The sequence below is a fragment of the Lederbergia ruris genome, assembly GCF_018332955.1.
Taxonomy (GTDB): domain Bacteria; phylum Bacillota; class Bacilli; order Bacillales; family Bacillaceae_C; genus Lederbergia; species Lederbergia ruris.
This window is the reverse complement of record NZ_BORB01000024.1, coordinates 37246-63991: the sequence shown is the minus strand read 5'-3', so window position 1 is coordinate 63991 and position 26746 is coordinate 37246. Positions and strand designations below refer to the sequence as shown.

The window sequence follows — 26746 nt, the reverse complement described above, 5'->3', positions numbered from 1 at the left end:
CTTGGGTCTCTATTTGTTCTTCTCGCAACCTCTGCATATGTATGCCCTTTTCCGTTCACTTGTTGTCTGATATAATTAATTTCAGTCACTTCTAACACTCCTAATCTACCTCCTGCCAGAATAATGGTCCAACAGGAAGTGTAGTTAATTATTGAGTTGTTAGCAAGTGGCTTTTTCTTTTATGCATAGCCCTATAGGCCATGCATAAAAGAAGTGCCATAACCTACATTTTTAGTTTGCCATAAACAACTCTCTTGATTTCTTTCGTACTTATCATAATACTTAACCCTATCATCCTTATGCCTGTCACAGTATGATCCATCTTGTACTAATTCTGGACAGCCTTGTTTATTGCATGGTTTATATGGTCTAGTTGCCATCTTACACATCCTTAACCAAATAAAAAAGCACCCAATCAACGAAATGAATGGGCGCTTAAAAATCCTTTATTCATTTTCTAATAAACCTTCAAATGTTTTCTTTAAATAGTGCTCTATCAGACTAATATTATACTCCTCTTTTGATGAATAGCTAACTATCTTACCAAGCTCACCAGCATAACCAATTACATCAAACTTCCTAACCTCATTACCATTTGACACTCTGGTGATCTCAATCGTATGTGATGCTACTCTTTCAATTAACAGTTGTCTGTGTCGTACTCTGATCTCAAAATTTGTCTCACCTATAAAAACATCCAACTCATTATCATCTAAGGCTTTTAGTTCAATTGCTAGTTCCCTTTGTAAATCCGCAAATAAAACTTTTATCTCCTTCATGATTTTGTCAATTTCATAAGAAATTTGAACAGGTAACTCATAAAACTCCTTCACTTTCTGGACAAACTCATCTTTGTATGTAAATTCACTCACTTACATTTCATCTCCTTTTAATAAATATTTTCTGTCTTTCCAATATTCAACAAGGAATGACAATATTCCTTGTTGTAAGACCGTTAATTTTATTAATCGTTAATTGACCTATGAATTTTTATTATGTTTTTATTTAGTTCTTTCATCTCTTTTGCGATATCATGAGTAGACTTTTTAACTATTTGTCTAATTCCTTTATACATGTTGCTATCTAAAACATAGTTATCAATATAAGTTTTTCCAAATTTATCTCTATATTCAACCTCTAATTCCATTGTTGGGAAATTTCCATTTTCATCGATTAACTCGGGAAACATCCCAACAAATACTTCAATTTTTTGTTGAGGTGCTAACATTCTAATTGATTTATTGAAAAAATTAACTTCCGAAAGATTGTCCAAAGGAATATTTGAACTTATTTTCTTAATTCTAACGTCCTCTGTTATTCCCCTACCTATGTTCTTAACAACTAGATTAAGTACATTTGTAACATGTCCTTCATCAAAATAAAGAATAACCTCTGGTTTATATTCCACTTCCCTGTTTCTTTGTGATTCTTTAACCATCTCTTTATTTGCTTTGAGCATTTGCCATGTAAAAACTGAATATAGTAGCGTTATTAATACTAGTAAATAGTCAGATATAATACTCGCCATATAAATCACCCCTTATCATCTATTCAACAATAAGAAGTGAGTTAAATCAAACTAAATTTATTTAATAATCGACAAATATTTATCCTCTTTAATTAATCCTTCAACCAATCTCTTAATCCTGTAACTCTTTGAACAAATAAAATCATAGCTAACATAAACTTCACCAAATGGCTCATTATCAATTTGAGAATAGCCAAATGTACAATTGTACAAACTTTCATCATCACATTCAAATCTGCCAGCATACCATTTCCTCACTCTGTTTCTCCATTGTGTCTCTTCTGGTTTCTTAACTTTCTGATACTCTTTACTAACCGTGTCTATGTATATATGGACATTGGTCAATCCATCCCATTCATCAAGATGCCAATGTCTTTCTATCATGCTCTTAAACCTAAATCGCTGAATGTGTTCCTCCGTATCATCTTCAATTCCTAAGAATCCATTTATGTATTTCAACACTTGATGATTATATTCTGGTTTCTTCTTAGGCTCATTTGAGAAATAAAAAATGGACTTATCACAGTCCAATAGTCTCTCTTCTTCTTCATTTTCTAATCTCAATTTGCGCTCACGTTCAATCATCTTCTTATCATCTGATGTTAGATCATAGCTCACTCCATCGATCAGGCATTCTCTTTTGATCACATCAAGATAAAACTCATATGTATTCTCACATTCCAGGCAGATATCAACTTGTCCACCTAATTTTAACTCATGCTCTGACAGTTCATAATCCTCACATTCATTCTTGCAGGAATAGCAAATCATACAAACAATTCCTCAATTGACTTCTTATTTAGCCGTCTTAACACCTGTCCTCGATAACAACCCTCTAAATCTGCACCTAGCAATCTCTCAATCAATTCACTTACATCAATTCCACTATTGGGAACCACATTCAAATAATGCTGCCCTTTTCTTTCATCATTATAATCCTCTGTCAACTTCTCGACTGTTCCATGAATCATGTGAATAGCAATTGTTCCTGCCTTCATACCTTTTCTTCCATTATTAATTGTTGCAAAATCTGCTAACCTCATCTATTTATCCTCCCTAATTAACTGTCCAAGGTTTTAATCTCTGTTCCATATATCCGTATAATCCACTACTGCTATCACTTGAGTATGTAATGTCATAATCATCTTCAAGGAACACTCTGAACTGTCTAGCCATTGCTTGCATTTCTCCAACTAGATCATCTTTATCCTGTAGCTGTCCATAAAATACTTTGTCCTGTTTAGCTCCCTTTTGTAGTATTATCAAGCAAGTTCCCACTTTGGTACCGTTGATTCCAGCATCCTTAAATACGTCATCATCCAATGGAAACACGCCTTTTAGAGCTACTTGTGATTTCATCCAAGCTCTCATTTTAGCTGTGGCATTTCCTTTGTACAGATGTCCATATGGAAGTACAAGAGCAATAAAAGATTTGTCCTTTGCCTTACGAATACTTAAATCAACAAAGCAATCTGCTAAATTGTTATTCTTAGCACTACCATTCTTATTATGATTCCATTCCGCATAATATTTTGTACTAGATGAAAAAGGTGGATTTCCTAAAACTATGTCATAGTCATTTGGTATTTCTTCATGCCTATCCAATGAATTAAAGTCACTATAGACATTAACCTGATCATAATCTGACCACGCTTCTTTTAATGCTAAACTCGTATTGGAATCCAATTCGTATAAATCAAATTGAATATCATCATCCAACTTTCCATACTCCTTAATAAATGGAACCGCAAAGTTTCCTATGCCAGCGCTAAAATCGGCGATCCTTACATTACCTTGAATGTTTAATAGTTGCTTAACCCAATTTGTTATAGCAACAGGAGTCCAATATGAGTTATTTTTATCATCTAGTCCAATGTACCCATTAAGAGTTTCCTGCTTTTCCTCTTTTGTAAATACGTCTCCTGCTTTAATCCTTTTAACTACGTCCATACTAAAATTCACAGTTGCAAGCATTTCCTTATTACCTTTAGCCATTTAACTCATCCAACTTCTCAATCACAGCATCCAATCCCTGCCCAATCTCATCTTGCATCCGTTCAATTTCTTTCAGTCTCACATCAAATTCTAACTGATCCATACGTCTCTCTAGCTCTCTACAGCACTTACATTCACTCATTTTATCTTCTCCCTTTATTTGTTCTATATTATGTACAACTCCAAATTGATCAATCTGATAGCTAATCATGCAGCAATATCCTTGTATGTCGCACCCAGCACAACGTTCTGTACGCTCCTAGCTGCCACTCCATATCTCTTAGCCATTTCCGCATACCAAGCAACCTTGCTACCTGTACGCTCTTTAAATAGCTCTCTAATCTCTCTAGCACCCTCATATGTCAATCTGTTCTTATTGATCACATGTTTTTTTGTGGCTTTATTGCCTTTTGACGATACTAGCTCTAGATTTTTTATAGAACAGTCTTTTGTATTTTTTGATATATGGTTAACCTCTAATCCGATTGAGCGCCAGTCAGCCTTTTTGATAGCCATATAGCTACTCATGATCAACTCATGTAAATACATTCTTACAATTTGCCCATGCTCATTTTTAAGAGTGGTAATCAGATACTTGTTGCCATCTCCCGTACCTTTAGCCCCTTGTAGCAACCATTTGTCACTCACCAAACTATATATTCGACCTGTTGGGCAGTGTGCTAAATACTCGCTAGATTTAAAGCCTGGTATTGGTGTCATCTCGTTTCTAATTTCTTTAAAATCTAATTTATCTTCCATTTTGCTAATCTCCCTTGTTTAAACAGAAAAGACACCCACACGTTCGCATGAGTGCCTAAATTTATGTATTTTTAAGTCTTTACACTTGATTTTATGTGTGATAATATTATTAATGGATATTTATGTAATAAAGTTATTTAAAAATAAAATGAAACTTATTTACAAGCCGCACTTCGATATCTCATATTCTCCACATTCACTCTAACCATTTCCCTAATGCGAATATATTCTTGCGCTAAGCCAACTTGTCCAGCGTTATTAAATGAACTAATTTTAGTATTGAGATAATCAACTAAATAATCTCTAATTTCTTCCATCGATTCCACATGATCCTTATATTTTTTGTTACCGTGCCTAGCTTTATGTTTGCGTTTAAATGGCAATCTAGTCTTCTTTTCTCGATGATATTCTAAGAAGTCCTCAATTAAATCATATAGTTTGGTAATATTATAATCATCAAGATTAATTAGAAAATTATCCACATTAAGTTTAACTTGCTCATAGGTAGCGCCATCTGATACAACTACACCTTTAGTCCGCAACTCTTTTAGGATTGTTTTGATTTCCCTCTTCATCTGTTTGGCCACCGGCTTACGTGACATCATCAGCACTTCATAAAGTCCATCTTCGGTTAGAAACCAAGATTCTTGAAGTCCTCCAAGGGTATATACATTATATATAACCTTTTCTTCCTCATCTACAACCTTTAACATCTGAGCAGTATTTTTGTTCTCAATCCATTCAGCTACGTCTTTAGCAAGGAATAATGGATCTTCTGCCGTTCCGTAAAAATTCAACTCTTTTCCCAGCACTTCTTTTTTGTCTAACAGTTCTACAACTTTACTCATTTTACATCTTCCTTTTCCATATTTTATTTAGTATGCAATTTTTATTACACACTTTTTGCGAATCCCATACTTTTTTAATACATTACGAAACCCACCTAAATTAATAGATGGGCTTTATACATACTAAAAAGGGATATGGAGTCCCCAAAAAATGTGTAATCCCATAAGGGAGCTCTCACCTTCCTCATTCTCACTGTCAAACTAAAAACATATTAAAATATTGGGGAACAAAAATGTCACAATTTAAACCTCCAAAAGTTAACCGACCACTAAGGGAGAGTAATGATCAGTTAACTTTTGCAAATTTAAATTAATGCTTGCAATCCTCTTTTATTGTTGGTATACTATGATTACGGAATCGTATAATTAAATTTTAATAAAAAAAATAAAACGAGAGAGGAATAAATGGCTATCTACTTTGGCTTTAAGTTGCATACCTTTCGTTCGCATAATGAGTACTCTTGCGATTCACCTTCCTCTCCCATTAGGGAACCAAATCAGACCTTAACAAAAGGTGGGATTTGATAGGGTTTTATCACATTTTATCAAGCGCTTTTCGGGGAATTTTCTCGTTTTATAAACAATTTCAGGATTTCTTTTTTATTTGTCTTGTATAAAGTGTTTAATAAATGGACTGCTATTGCTGACAAATCACTTATTTTGTTAGGGTTATCGTACATATTAGCAATCTCCCTCAATATTTCTCCCATTGTTTCTGGCTTAATTTTCTTCTTGCTGATCTTCTCTGTAATATCATCATACAGACTAACTAATTTATCGTTTTTTTCTGTACATTTCGGATCGCTATTATTTGAGTTAAGCTGCTTAATCTCGTTATCAAAGTAACTAATCAGCTCAACAATATCTTTAATTTGCTTGTGATCTCCTTTGTCTTTCACATTAATTAGCAAATTACCAAACGGCATATTAGCTCTGTACAACCCTTTAGGTATATCATTAATATGTTCGATCAAAATATCCATCGGACATTCAAAACTCTCCATCTCTGCAGCAGATGAGCTTACATACTTCCAAAACCTTGGCTTCTTACGTGATTTTAGTTTAAATTTTATTTTTCCTTTTTCACCCTCCTCCACAACTTCTATTTTAGCTGCTTTAGATTTTTTAATATCTCTCAAAGCCTTATCAACGTCCACATTGACTACTTTTTTACTGTAGTCAATGGCCACGTTTGACAGTACTACTAAAATAGATAGATTATCCAGGAGCTCATTGATTTTTTCTTCCTTTTTTTCAGTATCATCTTCACTATTTTGAATATCCCACAGCAAGCTGACTTGATATTGTGCTAAATTAGTGATTTGTCCAATCCACATTTGGCTTTTAGCCGTCTTCTCATCGATTTCAGCTATATTCTCATTGGTTAGCTCAACTGGACTAGCTTCAGATGTGATTTGATTCAAAATAACAGGGTAATTTCTATGTACCAATGTCCGATCTACTATTTTATTAAAATTTTCATCCGCAAAAATTAACACTGTATCGCTGTCCATATCCATTCCATTACATATATCCAAAATTGGCGACCCTATACTATTGATCACAACAATGTTCTTACTAAAATTAAAGTATTTATCTATCAGATTGCATTCTACATTTTCTGCTTTAAAGAAGTTGTGCATGGCATTATGTGGATTTCTTACAAGAGTGTATTCTACCCCAAATGGATGCAATGTTGTATGTATCTCATTACCCTTTAAAACACTTGCTACAACCTCTCTATCGCTGTCTAGGACAGTCTCTAGCATCTCATATGGATTACTCACCACTGTACAATAATCCGCCTTTAATCGAAGTTTACCGCCCTTCGCCTTAGTCTTATAGTTGCTGATTTGTCGCTTTCGATAATCACGGAACATTTTTGTTCGGACTACATCAGGATTAATTTTATATAAATCAACCATCATCTCATATGCATTTGTTAGCTCTTTTTTGTCGTTTAAATGCTTAATATAAGCCTCATCGTCATCCTGTAAGCCTTGAATATAATCCACCTCATATTGTGCTAATGCCTTTATGTCTTCTTTATTAGCGTCCAATGTATTTATCATTTGATATGAAGTATAGGAACGATCACCATATTTAGATGGCTTTTCATGTTTACAAATCCCAAACAGATTGTTATCCTGTTTCACACATTTTTTCCAGTTATTGAACGCTCCTTTTTTGTCCTCATTGGCATATTTGAGAAACTTTAGTGAGCTAGGAGTCGTTATGACTAGAATGTCCTTTGCCTTCATCGTATTCCCAAACATATCAATTAGCTCCCACTGATCATACTCAATCCCTTCTGGACAATTATCCTCCAAAAATTGCTGAATATTTGCATTAAAGACACAGGATTTAAAAAAGTGTTGCCGCAACAACGCCATTCCTTTATCACGTTGACCAATTGACTCGAAAATCGACACATTCATTAACCCTTGCCCATCCCAGATATTGTTCCTAATAGTAGCTTTATCATTAGGCTTAGCTTTTAGATCATTTCCCACTTCAATGGCATTCACTTCAAACTCACTAAATTTGTCATCAATAATAAAGATGTTATCAGGATTAATTGTGATCGTCCCCTCCAAGCTGCTTGACACGAGGCTCTCATAGGCTAACAAACTAGCTACATCAATCTTACCGGTCAAATCTAGCCCCATATGACTCCATTCCTTCATCGGCTCGAATAAATCTTCCAGGATAAATAGACACTGTGATTGACGTGATTTACTTGCTGTACGCTTATAAAACACGTATTTTCTCCCCTTAAAGGTGAATCCATCCACATATAGCTTCTGACGCAATTCTGGTGCTCCCATTGACTCATATATCCCATTATCCTTATCGGCTCGTATGCGTTCAATATGGCCATTCACAAGGCTTGCTCTGTTAGATAGGTAGTTGATCGTCTTCTCCATTTTGACACTCTCACGCTTATTCTGAGACGTTTCTAGTGCCTTCTGAGTGTCCTCAATGGATTTGTTTAGAGATTTGAGCTGATTGGTCATTCGTTCCATTAGATTATCGTATCCACGCACATTAGATACTATCTCTTTATTCTTTTTAATTTTGTTTTTAAACTTTACGTTGATCACGGCATCTGAGTAGTATTTTTCTTTGCTATTTTTAACAATCATCTTTTCTCCAAAAAGACGTTTAAATGAACGTAATTTGATAAGCTCTAGGCTGAATGGAACCATACCCAAATATTCGTATTTTGTTATGTTTTCCAGTCCTCTTACTGTCATGTCATATAGTTGCTCTGCTTCGATGGATGGTATGTATACACCTTTGTTATTGTCGTTAGTCATTTATAATCATTCTCCCTTTTTTGAATTTCCAATATTGGCAATTTTCCTATTACATCGACACTATCTTCACTGGCTCATAGTCATCTTTTTCACTTACCTGACGCTCTCTAAAATGTTTTTGAGAGTTGATAACAAATGTATCTCCAAACACTCTATGTCTATATTTTCTTTTTGGCTTAATTGGCTTATCATCTTCCAGCCCAATCTTGGTTATGTCAATAAGCTCTCTACCTTTAGCTCTTGCTTCCTCTTGATGTTTTCTATAACTTTCTTCAGCGAACAGTTGAGCAACCTCATCTTGATTGATACTAATATCCTTTTGCTGTTTAACCATATTGGCCTTTTTGATCTCAAACTCTTGCTTTTGTTTAATTAAGTCTGAAGCATAATCAGCCCTAATTTTTTCAATTTCTGCTTTTAAGCTAAATCTCAACATGTTAATCTCATCTGTTAACCACTTTGCACCCTTTATACGTAGAAATAAAAGAATATTAAAATAATAAAATCTCATGTTATAAGTAATTGCGTTTTTGTGCTTGTCCTTTGCCTGTTGCTTTTTCGCCAAGTGTACAAATCTATCTATAAATGCTCTGTAAGCTTCGTCATGTGATACAGCACCTGTTACGCTTAAATCAAGTATCTTTATCTTAATCGCCTTGTAATACCGCTTTATAAAAAATTCAACTTCCAAAAACTTGTCCATTTGTGGCAAAATCTCAATTACTTCTTTCTTAGCAAACTGTTTCCTAGTCCTGGCCATCATGTAATCATCAAACGAGAAACCAAATTCCTGAAGTTTTATCTCTTCAGCCTGTTGAATTTTCTCGATTTGCTGATCTGATAAGGTAGTTATTGACTTAACATTCCCTCCAAGATCATCTTGCTCCTGTTGAACAATCTCATCTGTTAATTGCGCCTTATATTCAACGTCACATTTAATCCTACTCTGCTTTTCCAATCGTTTAATGGCTCCATCGAACACATTAAATATACGATTATCCACTTTTTGGAGTGTGAGTTTCATCATGGCTTTGATCTTGATTTCATTACCATAGACTTCTTTTAACTCGTTCCCAAATGCCATTAAATCATTATTATCAATTACAAACAGGCCAATCAGGTTAATCCATTTCCTAGTAGTCATAGTGACTGCTTTATCTGATGCAACGGAAACTAAGCGATTAAATATAAATTCATCCATTATAAGATTTTCATCTGCTGAAATGCCTTTGTTGTTCCTTCTTCCATCTGAGATTTCCGTAGGTGAAGCTTTGGGATTGGAGAGAATGTATTTTCTCTTTTTACCCTTTCCTGTAACCTCCACTTTATGGAATCTTGTTTCAAGTTTCTTGATGAGTTTTTTTTGAGTCCTATCAAGCTGCAAACAACCTCTATCTTTCCATTTACTTGTTTCAAATTCTTCTCCATCAAATCCCCATTTAATTGTTAGTTCAATAACTTCCCTTTCTGTCAGTTCCATTTTTAATTCCTCATTCCTTTATAATATTTTTTATAATCATTTTGACGACAGTTCAAATTCGCAAGTATATTAATATATATATTTATGAAATTGATTTGTCGTCAAAATTATATTGAAGCTTTATCTATAATATTTTCTTTGTTTGTCCAAACATTTAACAATCTACTTAATTTTGGATTCATTTCAAATGTCCACATAGTTTTTCTAGACCTCTTATGTATAGACACACTAAAAGGCACTTGACCATTTTCCATCAAAAATCTCATTAGATTATAGCTGTAACATTCATAAATCTTTTTTCTCATATGTGATTCTCCTTATTTATTATGTTAGGAAATTTCCTCAAAAAATCTATGTAATACTTATTGACTTAAACAAACTAAAATAATATAATGTAATAAATATTAACGGTAACATAATAGAATTATTAGTACTAAACATAATGATAATGAGTAAAATCCCCACTATCACTATGTCTATTTGTGTTTGTAATATTTAGCGCATATAAAAATTAAAATATAAGCAATTCCTCATCATCAAATTGCTCAATATCAGAATACCAAACTCCTGCTAGATTGCTTCCTTTGATCTCTAAGCGCTCACCTTTATCATTTATCAGGATGATTGTTTGTGGATCTCCAAACTTCTCCAGGAAGTCGTCTGCCTTCATTTTCTCTGCCATAAAGTTAATATCCATATTACCTAGCGTGTGCTTGATTTTTTTGTTTGATTTAGTTTTTGTTGTCATGTTGATTTCTCCCTTTTTTGTTTTGATATTTTGGTAGAATTAATGCTTAAACTTTCCATCATAGATTATATGTTTATAAATGAATAAAGTAAACTTGATTCCAAAAACATGTCTTTAGCCCTATTGCTGCTCCCCTGCTGTCGCCCCTAGTTTACCTGATGACACAAGTGTTTGTAACTGAGGAATGAGTGAGTTGAGTTTTGAGTTTTGAGTTTTAGGATCTGTCTAGTGTTTCTAGATGTTTCTCCTATCGTTTTGCCAATGTCTTTTATATTTTTCAAGTTACAATTCTTGTCACTTGATCGTTTACTTGATGACACTAGGGATTGGAGTTGTGGGATTAGAGAATTAAGTTTTAAGATTCTTCTTGTAGATTTTTCGGACTCTCCGATAGTTTCCGCAATGTCTGCCGTTGTTTTAGACTGTCCATTATGTCCACTCATCGAATACCGATTCATTCCATGATTAACGCCCCAATATTCCTTCAAAAAATTTGCTATTCTACTTTTCTTAATGGGGTCAGTTTCGGCTTGTCCTCTCTCCTTTCTGTTTGATTAAATATAATATATCACTAATGATATATACTCGTCAAGTACATTTGTAAAAAAATATACTTTATATGATATAACACATATGTTATAATTCAATTTAATTAACTATAATAATATAAACAATATAGGAGTGATCAAATGATCGATCATAAGATCAAATTGGTGCTTAAAGATACACTCGATAGGCACGGCATAAGCATGAACAAACTGGCTCAAACTGGAAACGTTAGATATCCTACAATCCATGAAATGTGTAACCATAAAGATAAGGTTAAACAGGTTAACTTTAGCACTTTGACTAAGATCGTTGATGCCCTTAGAGAGCTAACAGGTGATGATAGCATTAATGTAACTGACGTGTTTGTGTACGATGATATAGAGGACTGAGTGGCTTGATGACTACTCAGTCTTTTGTTTTACCGCAAACTATACATTTGCCTGTATAGTAGCTGTATCTGTGTTTTCCTCTCAACCTGCAATCGATCCAATGTTTTAACTTTTTCATTTTGTTTTTCTCCTTTTTAATGTATATTTTTATGCTTAATTTAGGTATATATACTTGACTTATGCCTGAACGCCCTTTAACTTGGATTGAGTCCTATGGACAACGGCTTGGCAAGAAAAGTTGCTACCTTAGTTTCAAGTTAAAAAAAATAACAAGAAACAAGGTAGCAACTCTTACATTAGGTACTTGGCTTATCGCCTTATGGTGTCCGTTTTGTATAAGTCCTGTTAGTTGTCAGATCATCTGAGACAAGCCTACACGCTTCACCTAGCCCTTAGCGGTTAGATTAGATAGATAGATATACCATCTGATCATTTATGGCTTGTCCTACGAGCGTGTTAAGCTCCTAGGCATCCTCCGTCAGCACTTAATGGCAGCTTTCTCCTTTTGATGACTTTTGCAAACAGGAATGCTACTTGTCACCTATCCCAATTTTTTTGCAACGGCTGGTCAAACCTTTCCAGTTTATTTACAATTGGTGTGAGTCGGCTGTCCACCAATGAAACCACCTTATATCATCAAATTTAGGCATAACTAATAAGCCTTGTATTACCTGAATTTTTTTGATAATATAAGGATAGGTTCCTATTCAGTTTTGAGTAGGTTATTATTTTTCTAACTGAACCTGAGAGATGGCAGTCTCTTGTGGTTCTTTTTTTATGTCATTTTTGATTGAATCCCAGCCATACAGCCAAACGTGCAGAATTGGGAATAGAACAGCTACTAAAGGGATCATAAAAATCCCAAAAAGGAAAGCTCCCACTATCTATCTCACCTCCTTTCTAATTCTGGCTGTCAATCCTGCATATAAAGGCCAACCATCACTAGAAAGCGTGTGTACGGCTTGCTCATAGGTTATAGAAACCCATTCAGTATCATTTAGGACTTCGATCTTATAAGTGTCATCTAGGATGATGATCTCATCTGAATCTTCAACTTCGAGAAAAGCGCAATCACCTGTGTATACTATTAATCTGCCAAGGGTTGTTTTGGTTAGAATGGCATCAATTTGATGAATTAATTTTTGTAGACTGTCTTGTGTTAGCACTGTCAATATCCTCCTTTTTAACAACCACTTTGGGATTACGCAATTCTTGGGCTAGTTGCTTGATGGCTTCGTCATTATTTATGAGCCAATATTGGTCTAGCACATTGACTATTTTGGATATTTCGTCATAGGTGGCTTGGATGTTGATTGATTGGTTTCCAATGTTTTTAACTTTCATTTACATCTTTCTCCTTTTCAATATTTAGAAAGGCTCGGATTTCTTCAATCGTGATCCCTAATTTTTTGCTTTCTTCGATGAGGGATAACCACTCCTGATCAAGGTTTTTCATTGTCATCTCCTTTGCCTACTTGTCCTAGTTTTTGATTTCTTTTTTAGCTTTTTGATCGGGCTAAAATGTTCATGATAATTTTCAATCGTTTGATCTAATACATGAGCATATCTTTCTGTAGTTTCTACGCTTGCATGACCCAATATAGTTTGAAGAATCCTGATGCTCCCTCCTTGTTCGATAAACATTTTGGATGCTGTATGTCTAAATATGTGAGGATACACATTCTTTTTAATTTCTGCCCTTTCTGCCACTTCGTACAGATTTTTTCTGAATGTAGCATCATCCAATGGCTCCCCAAATATAGTCAAAAAGACATACTCACTATCAAAGTCTTCATTTTCCTTTATCAATTCCCTTAAAAGTTTGAGTGTTTCATTCGACAATGGAACTGTTCTGATCTTTTTATTTTTGGTGCGCTTGAAGGTGACTGATTTTCTTTTAAAATCAATGTCTGATCGTCTGATGTTCAATGTCTCTGATACACGACTGTATGCATCTAGCATTAAGTGACAAGCAACATAGTTCCTAAATTCTACATAGTTTTTTTTATTGAATGTCCTGAACAATTTATTAATCTCATCAGTGGTAAGAGTTTCAATCATTTTTTCATGCTCTTTAATTTTTTTGATTGAGCTAAAAATATTGAAAGTAATACCCTCCTTTTCGAGAACATTGAAAACTGATTGAGCCAAAATTAAATAATTATTTGCTGTTCGTATGGACACTCCTTTTTCACCTTTTTTGTTACGCCTACTACTGTTTGAATAGGGTTCTTTTTCGTGTAACTGCCAGAATATATAATCTCTAGCATCATCAACTGTAAGACTTTTAACATCAACATCGTTCCCGAAAAACTTTTCAAAGTCATTGAATAGCAATTTGTATGCTCGAAGTGTTAAATCTGTTACACCGTCCAACATTTTAATTTTTAGGATTAATTCCTTCGCATCCTTGAGACTAAAAATTTCATCTTCAAAATATTTTCTTTTTCTTTTAGACGACAAAAAGACAACCCTCCTTAATAAGAAAGGTTGTCTTGGTTGGTAAAAATTTCTACCTGACAAGTAAAATGATAAGTTTTAAGAGAAATTGGTATTTACTGGGAATTATTACGAAAGAGTGATACTCCCTAAACCCAATAGTATCAAGGCTCTAACACAACTTCTACTTCATCTGCCATGGCAGATACGGATTCTAATCCCCCGCCAGATAGATACCAGTTTTCAGGATCTAAATAAACGATTTTATCATTTTTGTAAGCATTTGTTTTCTTCACTAAGTCATTCTCAACTAATTGTTTGGAACTTGACTCGCCACCAATGGCCGTTCCTCGGTCAATGACAAATAGATAGTCTGGGTTTTGTTCATGAAGATATTCGAACGATACGTTTTGTCCATGAGTAGAAACTTCGATCCCTTCATCTACTGGAGCAAATCCAAACACATCATGAATAATGCCGAAACGAGAGCTTGGTCCGTATGCACTCATCTTTCCTTCATTTGCCAAGATCACTAGAGATTTTCCATTATCTTTGCTCGCTTTTTCATGTAGAGCGGCAATTTTATCATCAATTTTTTCTAATTCTGTTTTCGCTACTTCTTCTTTTCCAAAAATCTCAGCTAATGTGTTCACATTTTCTTTAAAAGAATCCATATATCTTGTTGTATCTAAGCCAACGTAAATCGTTGGGGCGATTTCCGCAAAATCATCATAAAGCTCTGACTGTCTTCCTGAGATCAAGATCAGATCAGGATCCAAAGAATGAATCTTTTCAAAATCAGGTTCCTTTAGACTCCCAACATTCTCATACTCGTCACCTTCATATTTTGACAAATAGTTAGGAATATTCATTTTTGGAAGTCCTACAACCTCTTCAACACCTAAAGCATCTAGAGTATCAAGCGCACCAAAATCAAATACGACAACTTTTTGGGGATTTTTTTGAACGGGAGTTTCTCCTAACTCATGTTTGATTGTCAATGTTTCTTCTTGTTGCTCATTGTTATTTCCATTTCCTTCATTTGCTTGCTCATTATCCTTATTAGTATTTGAACCACAAGCAGCTAATACAGCTGTTACAAACAGAATGGCAAAAATAAAACTTAGTTTCTTCATTTCTACACCTCTTCTATTAGAATATGTATATTTTTCAATTGATAACCATTATCATTATAGCATAAAAAAATAAAACCCTTCACCACTTTCTATTTTCTTTTAGATAATGATATTCATTCTCAATTAGTAATATACCATATTTATATTTTTTTACAATATTTTTTTACAATATATTTTTTTATTTTCTTTTCGATCAGTGCTTTTTTCCTGGAACTTTCCTTTGGTTGAAAAAGATTGGTACAATAGAAGAAATGGAAAAAGTATGAAGGGGAGAATTTATTTTGCTTGGTATTCTGCTTATTATCGGCTCTTTTTTACTGGTTATACTTTCTTTTATTTGGGGCTTTATTGATATTCGAAAAAATCGCCATCAAGAGAATTGGAAAAAGTACCGTGTGGCCGCCTTTTTATTCACAATTGGCTTTATTCTCTCCGTTGGCTATATATTGGTGGCAAAAAAGTTCAATGACAATATGGACCTTACCATTTCGTGGATGTTTCTTTCATCCGGATTTCTTATTTCCTCTGCCGGTATTTTCGCTATTGGCTATCTGTCTCAACAAAAAAATACCGATGAATCATAATTAAGAAAAGCGTAAGCGCCTGTTTAGCGGCGTACAAATTTAAAAGATAAACAGCTAAAAGCGCGCCGTCCTGGCGCAACGCTGTTTTGTCCAACGTCCTGTTGGCCTAAACACGGTATGGACGAAGGACGAACCGATGTTGACTTATCGTAGGAAGAAGACGTAAATTTGCTAGCCGCTAGGCGCTGGAGCTGGATCCAAACACTAGCCAAATTTTACACCTTTTTATCTTTCAAAAAAAATCCATGGAGAATGTTCTCCATGGATCTTTTGTTAATTTTTAGCAGAGATTTCCTCTATTGGCTTTGCATTTCCATAAGTTGGATAGGCACGATCCACTGGTTTCACCCAATTTGCCGCATTTACTAAGACTTTTTGAACATCTTGATTGTAGTATGTTGGATAGGTTTCATGTCCTGGACGGAAATAAAAGATTTTGCCGTTTCCTCTCTTATAAGTGCAACCAGAGCGGAATACTTCTCCACCTTCAAACCAGCTAACGAAGACAAGCTCATCAGGTGCTGGAATATCAAAATGTTCTCCGTACATTTCTTCTTTTTCTAGCTCAAAATATTCTCCGATTCCTTCGGCAATCGGATGAGTCGGGTCCACAACCCAAAGACGTTCCCGATCATCTGCTTCACGCCATTTTAGGTCACATGAAGTACCCATCAGCTTTTTAAAAATTTTCGAGAAATGCCCGGAATGTAAAACAACCAAGCCCATTCCTTCTAATACCCGTTTATGTACACGGTCCACGATATCATCGGACACCTCATGATGAGCCATATGCCCCCACCAAAAAAGAACGTCCGTATTGTTTAAAACATCTTCTGTCAATCCATGTTCAGGTTGTTCCAAAGTGGCTGTTTGCACTTGATGCTCTGTGCCTTCAAATATTTTTGCAAGAGCCCCATGGATGCCTTCTGGATAGATTTCAGCTACTTTTGGATTGGTTTTTTCATGCTTATTTTCATTCCAAATCGTAATCTTCATACATTTCTCTCCTTTTTATCAAGCTTTAAAATCCTAAAATGCTCATTTAATAGAGTATTTTTCTGCGTTCACTTACTCATTCTATTTTAAAGAGCATTCCCTTTTCTGTCTAATCATGTGATTCATTCTCTAGGAGTTTATCCTCCTGTCTGATCTTATCAATCGGAACAAACACATCAAGATGGCGATATAAATTAAAAAATTCAGCTGGAAGCAGACCACCGTATTCACCGTCAATGTTTAATTGCATTTTCGCTGGTGATTTCACTTTGATATGATTGGCCTTTGTATAAATAAGATTCGGATCATGGATATGCTCACCTCGCAAAGCCAGTGTTGCAATCCGAATAAATTCCGCTAGATTTGTCTTTTTCAAAATCATTAGAGTAAATAGGCCATCATTGATGGAGGAATCTGGGGCTAATTTTTCGAACCCGCCAACCGAATTCGTCAACCCTACTAAAAAGAGCATAATTTCACCTTCAAATAGCTTTCCATCATATTCGATCGTTGCTTCTGCTGCACGAATCGATGGCAACATCTCAATCCCTTTTAAATAATAAGCGAGCTGGCCAATCATCGTTTTCAATCGACTTGGCACTTCATAAGTCAGTTCAGTTAACCGACCACCGCCAGCAATATTAATAAAATAATGATCATTCATTCGGCCAATATCAACGGGAATGGTATCATTTTGAATAATCACATCCACCGCTGCATCAATATCTCTAGGGATATGCAAAGCTCTGGCAAAATCATTCGTTGTTCCAGTCGGAATGACTCCTAGCTTAGGACGGTATTTCTGCTCAGCTAATCCATTCACAACCTCATTAATGGTTCCGTCCCCACCCGCAGCAATAACGACATCGTATTCTCTTTCCACCGCGATCTTAGCCGCCTTAATGGCATCCCCTTCCCCTGTCGTTGCATGGCAGGAAGCTTCATAACCTGCTTTTTCTAATTTCATTAGGACATCTGCAAGACTACGTTTAAAAATCTCTCTTCCAGAAGTCGGATTATAAATAATGCGTGCCCTTTTCAATCTCATCACCCATTCATAAAAAATAGGCATTGTTGTGCAATGCATTTGTCATACGCTTTATCTAGTATTGCTAAGTCTATCGAACTTATCATACCTTTTTTTGAGCGCAAAATCCACTGTATGTCTGGTAAGATAGAAAAGCTACATTTGTTTTGTTATAAAGCGCAGCGTAAACTTTTATGTTTAAAACGGAGTGATAAGCTGTTAAATTGGCAAATTTTAATCAGAAAGGGACAATTCAGTTATAACTGGAAAATGATCACTCGGATATTGATTGTCCTTTTTATAATCAATTATTTGAATTGATTTTGCCCTTATATTACCCTTTGCTAATATCCAATCTATACGATATTCGGGTCCGCCCCCATTCGGAATTCCAAATTGATTTAATGTTCCAATATTCTCATTTTCAGTTCCTTCAACTTCCCCCCAAAGATCAACAAACCCATTTTCGGCCGTTAAAATATTATATGGCAAACTTCTGGGCTTTGAATTAAAATCACCTGTTAAAATTATAGGCACACCAAGTTTAAATTCACCTGTTTGTTTTATAATAAATTCAGCACTATCTATTCTTGATTCGACTGATTGGTGGTCAAAATGAGTATTCATAAAATAAAATTCTTGCTTTGCGTTCTCATCCAGAAACTTACCCCATGTGACCATACGTGGAATTTTATTTCCCCATGTCCTTGACCCCTCAACATTGGGTGTATCCGATAACCAAAGATTTTCAGATTCTAAAACCTTAAAACGATCCTTGTTATAAAAGATAGCTGCATACTCTCCGTTTTCTCCACCCTCACGGCCAACTCCTATCCAGGCATAATTTGTTAAAGACTCATCTAGGTCTTTTATTTGTTGGCGAATAGCTTCCTGTGTACCAATGATTCCTGGATTATATTTTTTTATTACATGCTCAATTAACGGTAATCTTTCCTCCCAAGTATGTGGTGTCACATCATTATTATTTATATATCTTATGTTATATGTCATTATCCTTAATCCATTTTCTTGTTTTTGCGTTATACTATCCGTAAATTGGCATCCAGATATAATTAGACAAAAGGACAAAAGTAACAAGGGATAACCGTTGTTTTTCACATAAAAACCCCACTTTGTAATAACTATCATAGTGTAATCCATTTTAATTCTATGGCCATTTATAATAATTTAACCTATAGATTTTCAACAGGTTTTAAACTGTACTTATTTCTAATTGTAATTTTTCAATTGCCTTTTTAATAGTTTTTTTCGCTTCAGGTGAAACCTTGTGCTTCTGTTCCCCTTGATTTAATTGAATTAAGAATTTCTCTAAAAATTTTTCTGCTTGCCTTGTATGCTCGCGTTGATAATGATGCTCTGCCTGCCTAAGAGTATTCATTAATTTCGAGCACAGCGGTCCACTTATTTTATTTATTTCAATGTATCTTTCTACCATTTCACTAACCGTATCAAAATCTAAGTCCCTACTATGTTGTCCTGGGCTAGGATTCTGATTTTGTGCTTCCTTTTCTACTAAAATTGAAAATGGCTCAGGTGCCGAATATACAATTGACCTATTTTCTTCAGCCTCAATCTGACCATCATTATAAGTTAAAGCACTTATCATAATATTGTCAGGGGTCATAAGAGCGAGACTTCGACCGTCAATTGATGAGCCATTAAGTCCTTGATTTACTTGTGGAGTGAAAACGGCGACTAACTGATCTGGATTAAGCATTTTTTGATCCAATTTGTAATTATTCATAAACTGTTCGAAACTTAGCTTATAACAGCAGGGTTGTTTCTTAATCCACACAACCTTTGTTTCTAGTGGTTCAATCACAGTTGTTGTACTGTACAAGTCATCCTTCACTATTTCCCATACATTCCAGCGCCCTTTCATAAAGGGTTGAGTAGGATCGTAAAAATAAGCAATTTTATATCCATTAAGATCAATCGGTGTATACCCATTATTATAAATTTCTACGAAGTTATAATTTCCTTTTTCTGTTGATAACGGGACAAGCTCACTTATAAACAGTTCGGCATGTGCTTCCTTATAAAAAACAGAATCTTTATTTTCTGGATCTTTCCCTGTTTCTATATGGTTTAATATAAAATCCACCATAACCGGATAATGATCGCTAGGATATACATCTTCATTTGTATAGATAACAGTTTCAGCACGAAGTGTTGACACATTTCCTTGGAATAAAACCCAGTCTATGATATTTTTATCACCCTTTTCCGTTCTTTTTCCATAATCATGAAAAGTCCCAATATCCTTATTTATTTGTTCCTCCGCATTCATAAATCCATCTTCAAAGCCTCCTCTTATAAACCGATTGTAAATGTCACTATTTCTAGATGAGTTAAAATCTCCAGTAAGAATAATAGGTAAATCGGAATCAAAGTTCTTTATTGATTTAATGATAAATTCTGCGCTCTTTTGGCGTGATTTTTCAGATTGATGATCTAGATGTGTATTTACAAAGTAAAATGGTTTGTTTGTTTTTAAATCCATAAATTTTACCCACGTAACCATGCGTGGAATTTTGTTTCCCCAGCTATAGGAACTAACCACATTTGGTTTATCTGATAACCATACATGATTCCATTCAATCGGAGCAAAACGATTTTTCTTATAATAAACCGCCATAAATTCGCCGAAAATTCCCCCTTCTCTCCCTACACCAATCCTAGCGTATGCCGGTAAATCCTCCTCTATATCCATTATTTGACGGTACACTCCTTCCTGTGTACCAATAATATCTGGTTGCTCTTTTTCGATTAATTCCTTTACAATTGGGCGTCGACTTTCCCATGAATACTCATCATTAGCGTTAGCATACCGAAGATTAAAACTCATGGTACGAACCTGCTCTTCGGTGATATCTGAACCATAGGCCGCTTCAGAGGTCAACTGATTCCCGAAAAGAACAAGTAAAAGGGTAAAAAACACAGGGCACAATAGCCTTTTTATTGTCATACTGAACACCCCTCATTTGATTTATAAACAATCTAGCAAGAATCGTAGTAACATTCGAAATTAATTACATTAGCTTTAACCTAAAATAGAGATAATTTAAGGAAGTTTAGTTAAAGAAGGCTATGAAACTTGCATTTCATAGCCTTCTTTAATCATATTTATTAAAATTATTCACTCATATAACGTTTATAGGCTTCATTTTGTACTTCCATGTATTTGTCTAAGTTCAATTGTTTCACTCTATCAACATATTTCTCCCAACCATCAAAGGATTCTTCTCCCGAAATGAATTTTGCCTCCATTTCAGTTATATAAGTTTGAAGATCGGATCCTTCAGATTGTAAAAACCTATTTTCTTCATCAGTAAAGTTGAAACTATTCCAGAGCTCTTTTACAGCATTAGGCTCGGCCTTTTCACCTGCATCCATGGAATTCGGAAGAGTTTCGGAACCATTAAACCAATCTGGCTTTACATAACCTGGATAACTGCCCCCAAGCCAGGTAAAGTTTTTAGCCAAGGCCTGATCCAGGGTTAACCCCTGCGGGTTATCCGTTATTTCTTTCGTATATTGCAATGTTCCATCGTCCGATTTTTCGTACGTCTCTCCTTCTTTTCCCATAAAATAGAAGGTTGCGCCTTCATCTGAATAAAAGTAATCCATCCATCTTACAGAAGCCTCGGGGTACGGGTTCTTATCTGTAATAACAAAGGACCCAACCCATACCATAGGAACCTTCAGATGTGTGTATAATTGATCTCCAGATGGTCCTTTCAGGGCGCCTAAACCAATATATCCATCATCATTCATTTGGGCAGAAGGGTTTGGAATAATGGTTGCCCCTATTCTATTATCTGCTCCCTTTGCATATACCTGCGTGCTTTCTTGGGTAAAAATTTCTTGATCTATTAAACCTTCTTTATACAGCTTATTAACATACTCTAATAACTCTTTATACTTCTCGTCTATCCTAAAAAATCGAAGTTCATTCGTTTCAGGATCAACATCAATATATTTATGACCTAATCCGCGATTACCTAGTCCCCAAGCTCCCTTAAGTTGATCAAGAAGTGCTCCAGTTCCTGCGGCACTAAACGGAATCTCATCCTTTTCTCCGTTACCATTTAAATCTGTTTCTTTAACTGCTTTTAAATATTCATAGAACTCTTCTAGTGTCTCAGGTTCCTTCATATCTAACTTTTCAAGCCATTCCTCTTTGACCCATAAAGGTGTTCCAATTAACATGGGTAAAAAGTTTGGATCATAGAAGGTTGGAAAAGAATAGATATGTCCATCTGGCATTGTCAAGCCTTTTTTAATGTCAGGGTATTTTTCCATTAGCTTCTTTAAATTAGGTGCATATTGATCGATTAAATCATCCAACGGGATAAAAACTCCTTGTTTACCATACTTAGATAGATCAGCTGATGATACACGAGCAGAATAAAATCCATCAGGATAATCCCCACTAGAAAGCGCCAAATTCCTCTTCTCTTCTAAACTCTCAAAAGGGACGAGTTCAAAGTTAACATCTATTCCCGACTTTTTTGCATATTCGCTCCATACTAATGTTTCTTCAAATTTATCCCCATTTGAAGAGGCTTTACCAGTGAAAAAGGTTAACTCTATCGGCTCCTTTACAATTGGAAAACCTGTTTCATTCAATACATCTTTTTTTTCGGAAGTTGTTTGTTCCTTATTATTACTACAAGCAGTCATAGCAATTATTGATACAATTAATAAAACAGTCATTAATTTTTTTCCACCCATACAATTTCTCCCCCTTAGAATGTGTTTCACTTGCACTTTCAGCATGAATAACGAATCGCATCCCCCCTTTAAAGGATTCCTATCAACCTTTCAACGCACCAATCATGACACCTTTAACAAAATACTTTTGTAGAAACGGATATAAGACTAACATCGGCAAACTTGCAACAATCACAACTGAATATTTTATCCCTTCAATTTGCATTAAATAGCGTGCCATAGTATCATCAGTAACTTGAGCCATATCCCCCATGTCTTCCTTAATAAGCATGTCCCTTAAAAAAAGTTGAAGTGGAAACTTGTTCTGATCGGTTAAATAAATTAATGCATCAAAGAAAGCATTCCAGTGACTCACTCCGTAAAATAAAACCATAACGGCAATTATTGGCTTAGATAATGGAAGTAATATTCTTATTAAATATTGCATTGTTGAGCATCCATCTATCTCAGAGGATTCTCTTAGTTCCTCAGGAATAGATTGGAAAAATGTACGAATAATGATGACATTGTATACAGAAACGGCTCCTGGTATTAAAACCGCCCAAATCGTATTGAGCATTCCTAAATCCTTAATTAATAAATAAGTAGGAATCATTCCTCCACTAAAAAACATCGTAAAAACGAGGAAAATTGTGATCAAGTGTCTCCCTACAAAGTCCTTCCTTGATAAAGGATAAGCAATCATAATTGAAAGAAACAGATTAATCAGGACACCAAACACTGTATAAAATATCGTATTTCTATAACCAATTAAAATCTTTTCGTTTTGAAAGACCTTAATATATGAATCAAATGTAAAGCCTTTAGGTAGCAACCAAATCTCACCTTTTAAAATGGAGGATGGATCACTAAAGGAAGCACTTAATACATATAAAAGCGGATAGATCACAATAATCGCCACAACAGATAATATTACATAAACAAAAAAACCAAATATTCTATCTCCAAGGCTCTCTTTAACCACTTTACCAACCCCTTTCCCAATTACCAAAGACTAGTTGAACTAGTTCTTTTTGCAAAATAATTAACCATTATTAAAATGATAAAGTTTATAACGGACTCAAACAGTCCAATTGCAGCGGAGTAGTCGTATTGGGCCCCCACAATACCGGATCTATATATATGTGTGGCGATAACATCAGATGCTTCCATATTTAAGCTATTTTGCATTAAGAATACCTTTTCAAAACCAACACTCAATATTTGTCCTGATTGTAAAATAAGCAGGATAATAATCGTTGGTAAAATACCGGGTATATTCACATGCCAAATTCGTTGTATTCTACTAGCACCATCTATTTTGGCTGCATCATGAAGTTGTGGATCAACCGACGAAAGTGCCGCTAAATAAATAATGGAACTCCATCCCATTTGTTGCCAAACACCAGAAAAGACATACGTTGTTTTAAACCAACGGGGTTCCGTCATAAAGAAAATAGGTTCCCCACCGAACATCTCAATTAATTTATTCACAATTCCATTGGTTGGAGATAAAAACAAAAACAACATCCCTACTAAAACAATTACAGACAAAAAGTGTGGGGCATAAGTAATTGTTTGGACAAATCTCTTAAAGGCACTTTTTCTTACTTCATTAATTAATAAAGCGAGAATAATCGGAATTGGGAAACCAACCAATAGTTGATAAACGCCAATACCTAATGTATTTTTAATTAATCTCCAAAAATAGTGACTATTAAAAAATCTTTGAAAATGTTCCATTCCTATCCATTCACTGCCTGTTATACCTTTAGTTGCAATAAATTCTTTAAAGGCTATTTGAACACCATACATAGGAAAGTATTTAAATATTAAAAAATAAAGGATGACTGGAAAAACAAATATATACAAAATAAAATTCTTTCTTAAAGATTTCTTTAACCGTTTAAAGTTATTTTGTAGTTTATTTATTTTAATGGGCCCAGTATTTCCAGTGGCAGTAGTTATTTTCGCCAAATTATTCACCAACTCTCTAAATAATAATTAAAATAAAATTAAATGTATCGCATATTTATTCAATAATTTTATCTGAGAGTCCCAGATCTATCCGGGGTCTCAGATCTAGCAAATCAAGATTTAACTAATTTTTAACATTACATAAATTGAATTTGCCTCCTCCATATCTTTTTCACCAAATCACACAAAATGATGTTCCTCCCTTCAGAATACTAACGTCAATTGAAAAGGGTTGCAAAGGAAAACAAAAAGAGAACCCCAATTAGATTTTCGGCACGAAAATTTTCTGTACCAAAAATCAATTGGGATTCTCTTATTCTCCATCCATGTTATATGAACTTGTAAATCTTTATAAGAAATAATATTATAAATCGTTATAATTGTCAACCAATATTTGAAATTTTCTCTAATTCATACAACATTTTCCCAACAATCTGCTTTAAATCGAGACAGTGTGGTTTGCTATATCCCTGGTTTTCCTTTTGGGAACAAAATTCCCGTGTAGGAAATTGAAGTAGTGCCATTGTTCAGTGATCTAAATGAGGGACCAATTTCTAGAATGTAAAAATATAGGCAAGAAGGCTAAATAAGAAAGGTAAAAACTTTGGATTAAAACGAATACTCATTTTAACATTTATAAACCCATTTTTCCTAAAAATAAAATTTAGTAGAGGAAATTTAATATAAACAGAGAATGTATAAAATTAGGATAGATTTCAAAAAATTTCAAAGGTGGCTTTGATAATGAAAAAATTAGTAGATTCTAGGTTTTCCTTTCAAGTAGTCTTATATGCTACAATTGTCATTAGTTGCTTGTTCGGTATTAGCTTTGGCGCATCCATTACCCACGCGGAGGAATTCACATTTGATACTACCAGTGTTCAAAAACTATTTTCAAATGCACATGCCAATTCTACAATTATCCTTCCAAAAGGAACTTATGAGCTAAGTGGTTACATCGAATTACCTAGAGAAAATAATGTCACCATTGATGCAACGGATGCCGTTTTTACTGGACAAATCACTTTTCTTTCCGCGGGTAATTCGGGTATGAAATGGAAGGGAGGAACATTCAATGGTACCGGCGATACTCGACTTGGATTTACACTTTTGCATGTTGAAAATGCATCATTTGATGGAATGACATTTAACAGAGCAACTAGGTTTGGTCAACACGTTTTTGATTTGTTAGGAAGTTCTGATTTAACGTTCAAAAATCTTATAGTAGCCGGATATGGAAATTCAACTGATTTGTCTGGATTAAGTGCGTACCAAAAGTATGCAGAGGCCATTCAAACGGACTATGCAATCGCCGGTGCGTCTGGTTCAACTGCATCAGAAGAGCTATTAATAAGTTATGGTGGAGAACTTGATGGAGCGGCTACTGGAGGAATAACTGTAAAAAACTCTCAGTTTATACCATATTATGAAAATGGCAAAATGTTATCTTGGGCTCAATCTCCAATGGGGCAACATCTTTATGCAAAAGATACTCAAAATTACGATATAAACTTCACCCAAAATATTGTCACTAACCCAATTCCGTTGAACGAAATTACCCAAAATAAATATACTGGGGCTCTTCATTTTGTGTCAATAAAGAACTTGACTATTACTGACAATGTATTTACGAGTAATCATGTCGCCAAAAGGGAGAACTGGATTCAGGTCGTAAATAACGCAAATACGACTAATCCTGGAAATGGAAGTGGTAATCTTCCGACTTCTGGCGTGCATATTTCCCGAAATAACTTTATCGGAGTTCAGCCCACTCAATCTTATGTTAGCTTAGTATCTGACAAAAATAATGTAAACTTTAAAATCACAGAAACAATCATCAGTAATAATACATATTGGACCAATTCATTGGTCGATCCAACGAATTGGGTATCAATTACTGATACCGATTCGCAAATTGAACAACCCAGGGTAGAGCAAAACCATGTCCAGGTTGTGGATTTTTCAGTATTACTAAGCCAATTCGAAGAATATGTGAAAAATGATGACATTAGTGGCCCTCTTGTATCAATCTTAACCAACCGACTACAGCAGGTAGAGCATCATTTCAATAACGGCCACGATGAGCAAGCGAAAAAGCATCTGCAAGGATTTTTGAAACATATAGAGAATCGTGCCCACCAACAGCATATTTCCGAAAAGGCAAAGCAACAATTGACAATATTCGTTGAAATTTTGTTGGAGAAATAATTCTCTTTGTAATAGTGTCAGATTCT

General features: G+C 34.8%; 28 protein-coding genes. 3 read left to right on the top strand and 25 right to left on the bottom strand.

The genetic code is table 11. From position 1 onward, the window contains the following. Positions 1-191: 191 nt before the first annotated feature. The 13 genes from KI363_RS22560 to KI363_RS13795 all read right to left on the bottom strand — a co-directional run bounded on the left by KI363_RS22560 (position 192) and on the right by KI363_RS13795 (position 10678). Positions 192-380 (bottom strand): DUF8602 domain-containing protein, encoded by a 189-nt coding sequence (locus KI363_RS22560; protein WP_505744240.1) that lies wholly within the window; start codon positions 378-380, stop codon positions 192-194. 66 nt (positions 381-446) lie between these two features. Further along, positions 447-872 (bottom strand): hypothetical protein, encoded by a 426-nt coding sequence (locus KI363_RS13850; protein WP_212966686.1) that lies wholly within the window; start codon positions 870-872, stop codon positions 447-449. A gap of 92 nt (positions 873-964) precedes the next feature. Further along, entirely contained in the window at positions 965-1528 is a 564-nt protein-coding gene (locus tag KI363_RS13845; RefSeq protein WP_212966685.1) for a DUF8453 domain-containing protein, read from the bottom strand. 57 nt (positions 1529-1585) lie between these two features. Beyond that, positions 1586-2299 (bottom strand): hypothetical protein, encoded by a 714-nt coding sequence (locus KI363_RS13840; RefSeq protein ID WP_212966684.1) that lies wholly within the window; start codon positions 2297-2299, stop codon positions 1586-1588. Continuing rightward, complete coding sequence (locus KI363_RS13835; protein WP_212966683.1) at positions 2296-2571, bottom strand: hypothetical protein; 276 nt, start codon at positions 2569-2571, stop codon at positions 2296-2298. The genes KI363_RS13840 and KI363_RS13835 overlap by 4 nt, the downstream gene beginning before the upstream one ends. A gap of 13 nt (positions 2572-2584) precedes the next feature. After that, complete coding sequence (locus KI363_RS13830) at positions 2585-3523, bottom strand: N-6 DNA methylase (protein WP_212966682.1); 939 nt, start codon at positions 3521-3523, stop codon at positions 2585-2587. Further along, positions 3516-3734 carry a hypothetical protein gene (locus tag KI363_RS13825; protein WP_212966681.1) on the bottom strand — a complete coding sequence of 73 codons (219 nt, stop codon included), beginning with the start codon at positions 3732-3734 and terminating at the stop codon, positions 3516-3518. The genes KI363_RS13830 and KI363_RS13825 overlap by 8 nt, the downstream gene beginning before the upstream one ends. Next, positions 3731-4282, bottom strand: coding sequence for a hypothetical protein (locus tag KI363_RS13820; RefSeq protein WP_212966680.1), 552 nt, complete (start codon positions 4280-4282; stop codon positions 3731-3733). The genes KI363_RS13825 and KI363_RS13820 overlap by 4 nt, the downstream gene beginning before the upstream one ends. A gap of 155 nt (positions 4283-4437) precedes the next feature. Then, on the bottom strand, positions 4438-5130 hold the full coding sequence (locus KI363_RS13815; protein ID WP_212966679.1) for a BRO-N domain-containing protein: 693 nt from the start codon (positions 5128-5130) through the stop codon (positions 4438-4440). Between the two features lie 545 nt (positions 5131-5675). After that, positions 5676-8450 (bottom strand): hypothetical protein, encoded by a 2775-nt coding sequence (locus KI363_RS13810; protein WP_212966678.1) that lies wholly within the window; start codon positions 8448-8450, stop codon positions 5676-5678. A 49-nt stretch (positions 8451-8499) separates the two neighbouring features. Beyond that, entirely contained in the window at positions 8500-9930 is a 1431-nt protein-coding gene (locus tag KI363_RS13805; RefSeq protein ID WP_212966677.1) for a hypothetical protein, read from the bottom strand. A 107-nt stretch (positions 9931-10037) separates the two neighbouring features. Further along, positions 10038-10235: a hypothetical protein gene (locus tag KI363_RS13800; protein ID WP_212966676.1), complete on the bottom strand. Its 198-nt coding sequence runs from the start codon at positions 10233-10235 to the stop codon at positions 10038-10040. A gap of 206 nt (positions 10236-10441) precedes the next feature. Next, entirely contained in the window at positions 10442-10678 is a 237-nt protein-coding gene (locus KI363_RS13795) for a hypothetical protein (protein WP_212966675.1), read from the bottom strand. Between the two features lie 689 nt (positions 10679-11367). Between KI363_RS13795 and KI363_RS13790 the strand changes: the two genes are divergently transcribed. Next, entirely contained in the window at positions 11368-11616 is a 249-nt protein-coding gene (locus KI363_RS13790) for a helix-turn-helix domain-containing protein (RefSeq protein WP_212966674.1), read from the top strand. 884 nt (positions 11617-12500) lie between these two features. Here KI363_RS13790 and KI363_RS13785 read toward each other — a convergent pair. From KI363_RS13785 to KI363_RS13765, 5 genes are all read right to left on the bottom strand, one after another. After that, positions 12501-12782 (bottom strand): hypothetical protein, encoded by a 282-nt coding sequence (locus KI363_RS13785; protein ID WP_212966673.1) that lies wholly within the window; start codon positions 12780-12782, stop codon positions 12501-12503. Further along, complete coding sequence (locus KI363_RS13780) at positions 12739-12960, bottom strand: hypothetical protein (RefSeq protein WP_212966672.1); 222 nt, start codon at positions 12958-12960, stop codon at positions 12739-12741. The genes KI363_RS13785 and KI363_RS13780 overlap by 44 nt, the downstream gene beginning before the upstream one ends. Next, positions 12950-13072: a DNA-binding anti-repressor SinI gene (sinI, locus tag KI363_RS13775; protein WP_212966671.1), complete on the bottom strand. Its 123-nt coding sequence runs from the start codon at positions 13070-13072 to the stop codon at positions 12950-12952. Before sinI ends, KI363_RS13780 begins: the two co-directional genes overlap by 11 nt. A gap of 2 nt (positions 13073-13074) precedes the next feature. Continuing rightward, positions 13075-14079 (bottom strand): tyrosine-type recombinase/integrase, encoded by a 1005-nt coding sequence (locus KI363_RS13770; RefSeq protein WP_212966670.1) that lies wholly within the window; start codon positions 14077-14079, stop codon positions 13075-13077. Positions 14080-14219: 140 nt separating this feature from the next. After that, the gene (locus KI363_RS13765; RefSeq protein ID WP_212966669.1) at positions 14220-15191 is read right to left on the bottom strand and encodes a siderophore ABC transporter substrate-binding protein; all 972 of its coding nucleotides are present in this window, start codon (positions 15189-15191) and stop codon (positions 14220-14222) included. Positions 15192-15472: 281 nt separating this feature from the next. On the opposite strand from KI363_RS13765, the gene KI363_RS13760 reads away from it, so the two are divergent. Continuing rightward, positions 15473-15775: a hypothetical protein gene (locus KI363_RS13760; protein WP_191967491.1), complete on the top strand. Its 303-nt coding sequence runs from the start codon at positions 15473-15475 to the stop codon at positions 15773-15775. A gap of 273 nt (positions 15776-16048) precedes the next feature. Here the strand turns inward: KI363_RS13760 and KI363_RS13755 are convergent, their stop codons facing one another. From KI363_RS13755 to KI363_RS13725, 7 genes are all read right to left on the bottom strand, one after another. Then, positions 16049-16771: a ThuA domain-containing protein gene (locus tag KI363_RS13755; protein WP_158322588.1), complete on the bottom strand. Its 723-nt coding sequence runs from the start codon at positions 16769-16771 to the stop codon at positions 16049-16051. Between the two features lie 109 nt (positions 16772-16880). Next, on the bottom strand, positions 16881-17813 hold the full coding sequence (locus tag KI363_RS13750) for a diacylglycerol kinase (protein WP_246516874.1): 933 nt from the start codon (positions 17811-17813) through the stop codon (positions 16881-16883). A gap of 219 nt (positions 17814-18032) precedes the next feature. Next, positions 18033-18917 carry an endonuclease/exonuclease/phosphatase family protein gene (locus tag KI363_RS13745; protein ID WP_212966668.1) on the bottom strand — a complete coding sequence of 295 codons (885 nt, stop codon included), beginning with the start codon at positions 18915-18917 and terminating at the stop codon, positions 18033-18035. Between the two features lie 94 nt (positions 18918-19011). Beyond that, positions 19012-20787: an endonuclease/exonuclease/phosphatase family protein gene (locus KI363_RS13740; RefSeq protein WP_246516871.1), complete on the bottom strand. Its 1776-nt coding sequence runs from the start codon at positions 20785-20787 to the stop codon at positions 19012-19014. 167 nt (positions 20788-20954) lie between these two features. Next, positions 20955-22556, bottom strand: coding sequence for an extracellular solute-binding protein (locus KI363_RS13735; RefSeq protein WP_212966667.1), 1602 nt, complete (start codon positions 22554-22556; stop codon positions 20955-20957). 82 nt (positions 22557-22638) lie between these two features. Next, the gene (locus KI363_RS13730) at positions 22639-23520 is read right to left on the bottom strand and encodes a carbohydrate ABC transporter permease (RefSeq protein WP_212966666.1); all 882 of its coding nucleotides are present in this window, start codon (positions 23518-23520) and stop codon (positions 22639-22641) included. A gap of 20 nt (positions 23521-23540) precedes the next feature. Then, a complete protein-coding gene (locus tag KI363_RS13725) occupies positions 23541-24473 on the bottom strand; it encodes an ABC transporter permease (RefSeq protein ID WP_246516873.1) in 933 nt (310 codons plus the stop codon). Between the two features lie 783 nt (positions 24474-25256). Between KI363_RS13725 and KI363_RS13720 the strand changes: the two genes are divergently transcribed. Beyond that, a complete protein-coding gene (locus KI363_RS13720; RefSeq protein WP_212966665.1) occupies positions 25257-26720 on the top strand; it encodes an FIMAH domain-containing protein in 1464 nt (487 codons plus the stop codon). The last annotated feature ends 26 nt before the right edge of the window (positions 26721-26746 follow it).

Bases quoted from the DNA above. Each gene is read 5' to 3' on its own strand.
- KI363_RS22560 (WP_505744240.1), bottom strand. From the start codon at position 380: ATGGCAACTAGACCATATAAACCATGCAATAAACAAGGCTGTCCAGAA.
- KI363_RS13845 (WP_212966685.1), bottom strand. From the start codon at position 1,528: ATGGCGAGTATTATATCTGACTATTTACTAGTATTAATAACGCTACTA.
- KI363_RS13840 (WP_212966684.1), bottom strand. From the start codon at position 2,299: ATGATTTGCTATTCCTGCAAGAATGAATGTGAGGATTATGAACTGTCA.
- KI363_RS13835 (WP_212966683.1), bottom strand. From the start codon at position 2,571: ATGAGGTTAGCAGATTTTGCAACAATTAATAATGGAAGAAAAGGTATG.
- KI363_RS13830 (WP_212966682.1), bottom strand. From the start codon at position 3,523: ATGGCTAAAGGTAATAAGGAAATGCTTGCAACTGTGAATTTTAGTATG.
- KI363_RS13825 (WP_212966681.1), bottom strand. From the start codon at position 3,734: ATGATTAGCTATCAGATTGATCAATTTGGAGTTGTACATAATATAGAA.
- KI363_RS13820 (WP_212966680.1), bottom strand. From the start codon at position 4,282: ATGGAAGATAAATTAGATTTTAAAGAAATTAGAAACGAGATGACACCA.
- KI363_RS13815 (WP_212966679.1), bottom strand. From the start codon at position 5,130: ATGAGTAAAGTTGTAGAACTGTTAGACAAAAAAGAAGTGCTGGGAAAA.
- KI363_RS13810 (WP_212966678.1), bottom strand. From the start codon at position 8,450: ATGACTAACGACAATAACAAAGGTGTATACATACCATCCATCGAAGCA.
- KI363_RS13805 (WP_212966677.1), bottom strand. From the start codon at position 9,930: ATGGAACTGACAGAAAGGGAAGTTATTGAACTAACAATTAAATGGGGA.
- KI363_RS13800 (WP_212966676.1), bottom strand. From the start codon at position 10,235: ATGAGAAAAAAGATTTATGAATGTTACAGCTATAATCTAATGAGATTT.
- KI363_RS13795 (WP_212966675.1), bottom strand. From the start codon at position 10,678: ATGACAACAAAAACTAAATCAAACAAAAAAATCAAGCACACGCTAGGT.
- KI363_RS13790 (WP_212966674.1), top strand. From the start codon at position 11,368: ATGATCGATCATAAGATCAAATTGGTGCTTAAAGATACACTCGATAGG.
- KI363_RS13780 (WP_212966672.1), bottom strand. From the start codon at position 12,960: ATGAAAGTTAAAAACATTGGAAACCAATCAATCAACATCCAAGCCACC.
- sinI (WP_212966671.1), bottom strand. From the start codon at position 13,072: ATGAAAAACCTTGATCAGGAGTGGTTATCCCTCATCGAAGAAAGCAAA.
- KI363_RS13765 (WP_212966669.1), bottom strand. From the start codon at position 15,191: ATGAAGAAACTAAGTTTTATTTTTGCCATTCTGTTTGTAACAGCTGTA.
- KI363_RS13755 (WP_158322588.1), bottom strand. From the start codon at position 16,771: ATGAAGATTACGATTTGGAATGAAAATAAGCATGAAAAAACCAATCCA.
- KI363_RS13740 (WP_246516871.1), bottom strand. From the start codon at position 20,787: ATGACAATAAAAAGGCTATTGTGCCCTGTGTTTTTTACCCTTTTACTT.
- KI363_RS13735 (WP_212966667.1), bottom strand. From the start codon at position 22,556: ATGGGTGGAAAAAAATTAATGACTGTTTTATTAATTGTATCAATAATT.
- KI363_RS13720 (WP_212966665.1), top strand. From the start codon at position 25,257: ATGAAAAAATTAGTAGATTCTAGGTTTTCCTTTCAAGTAGTCTTATAT.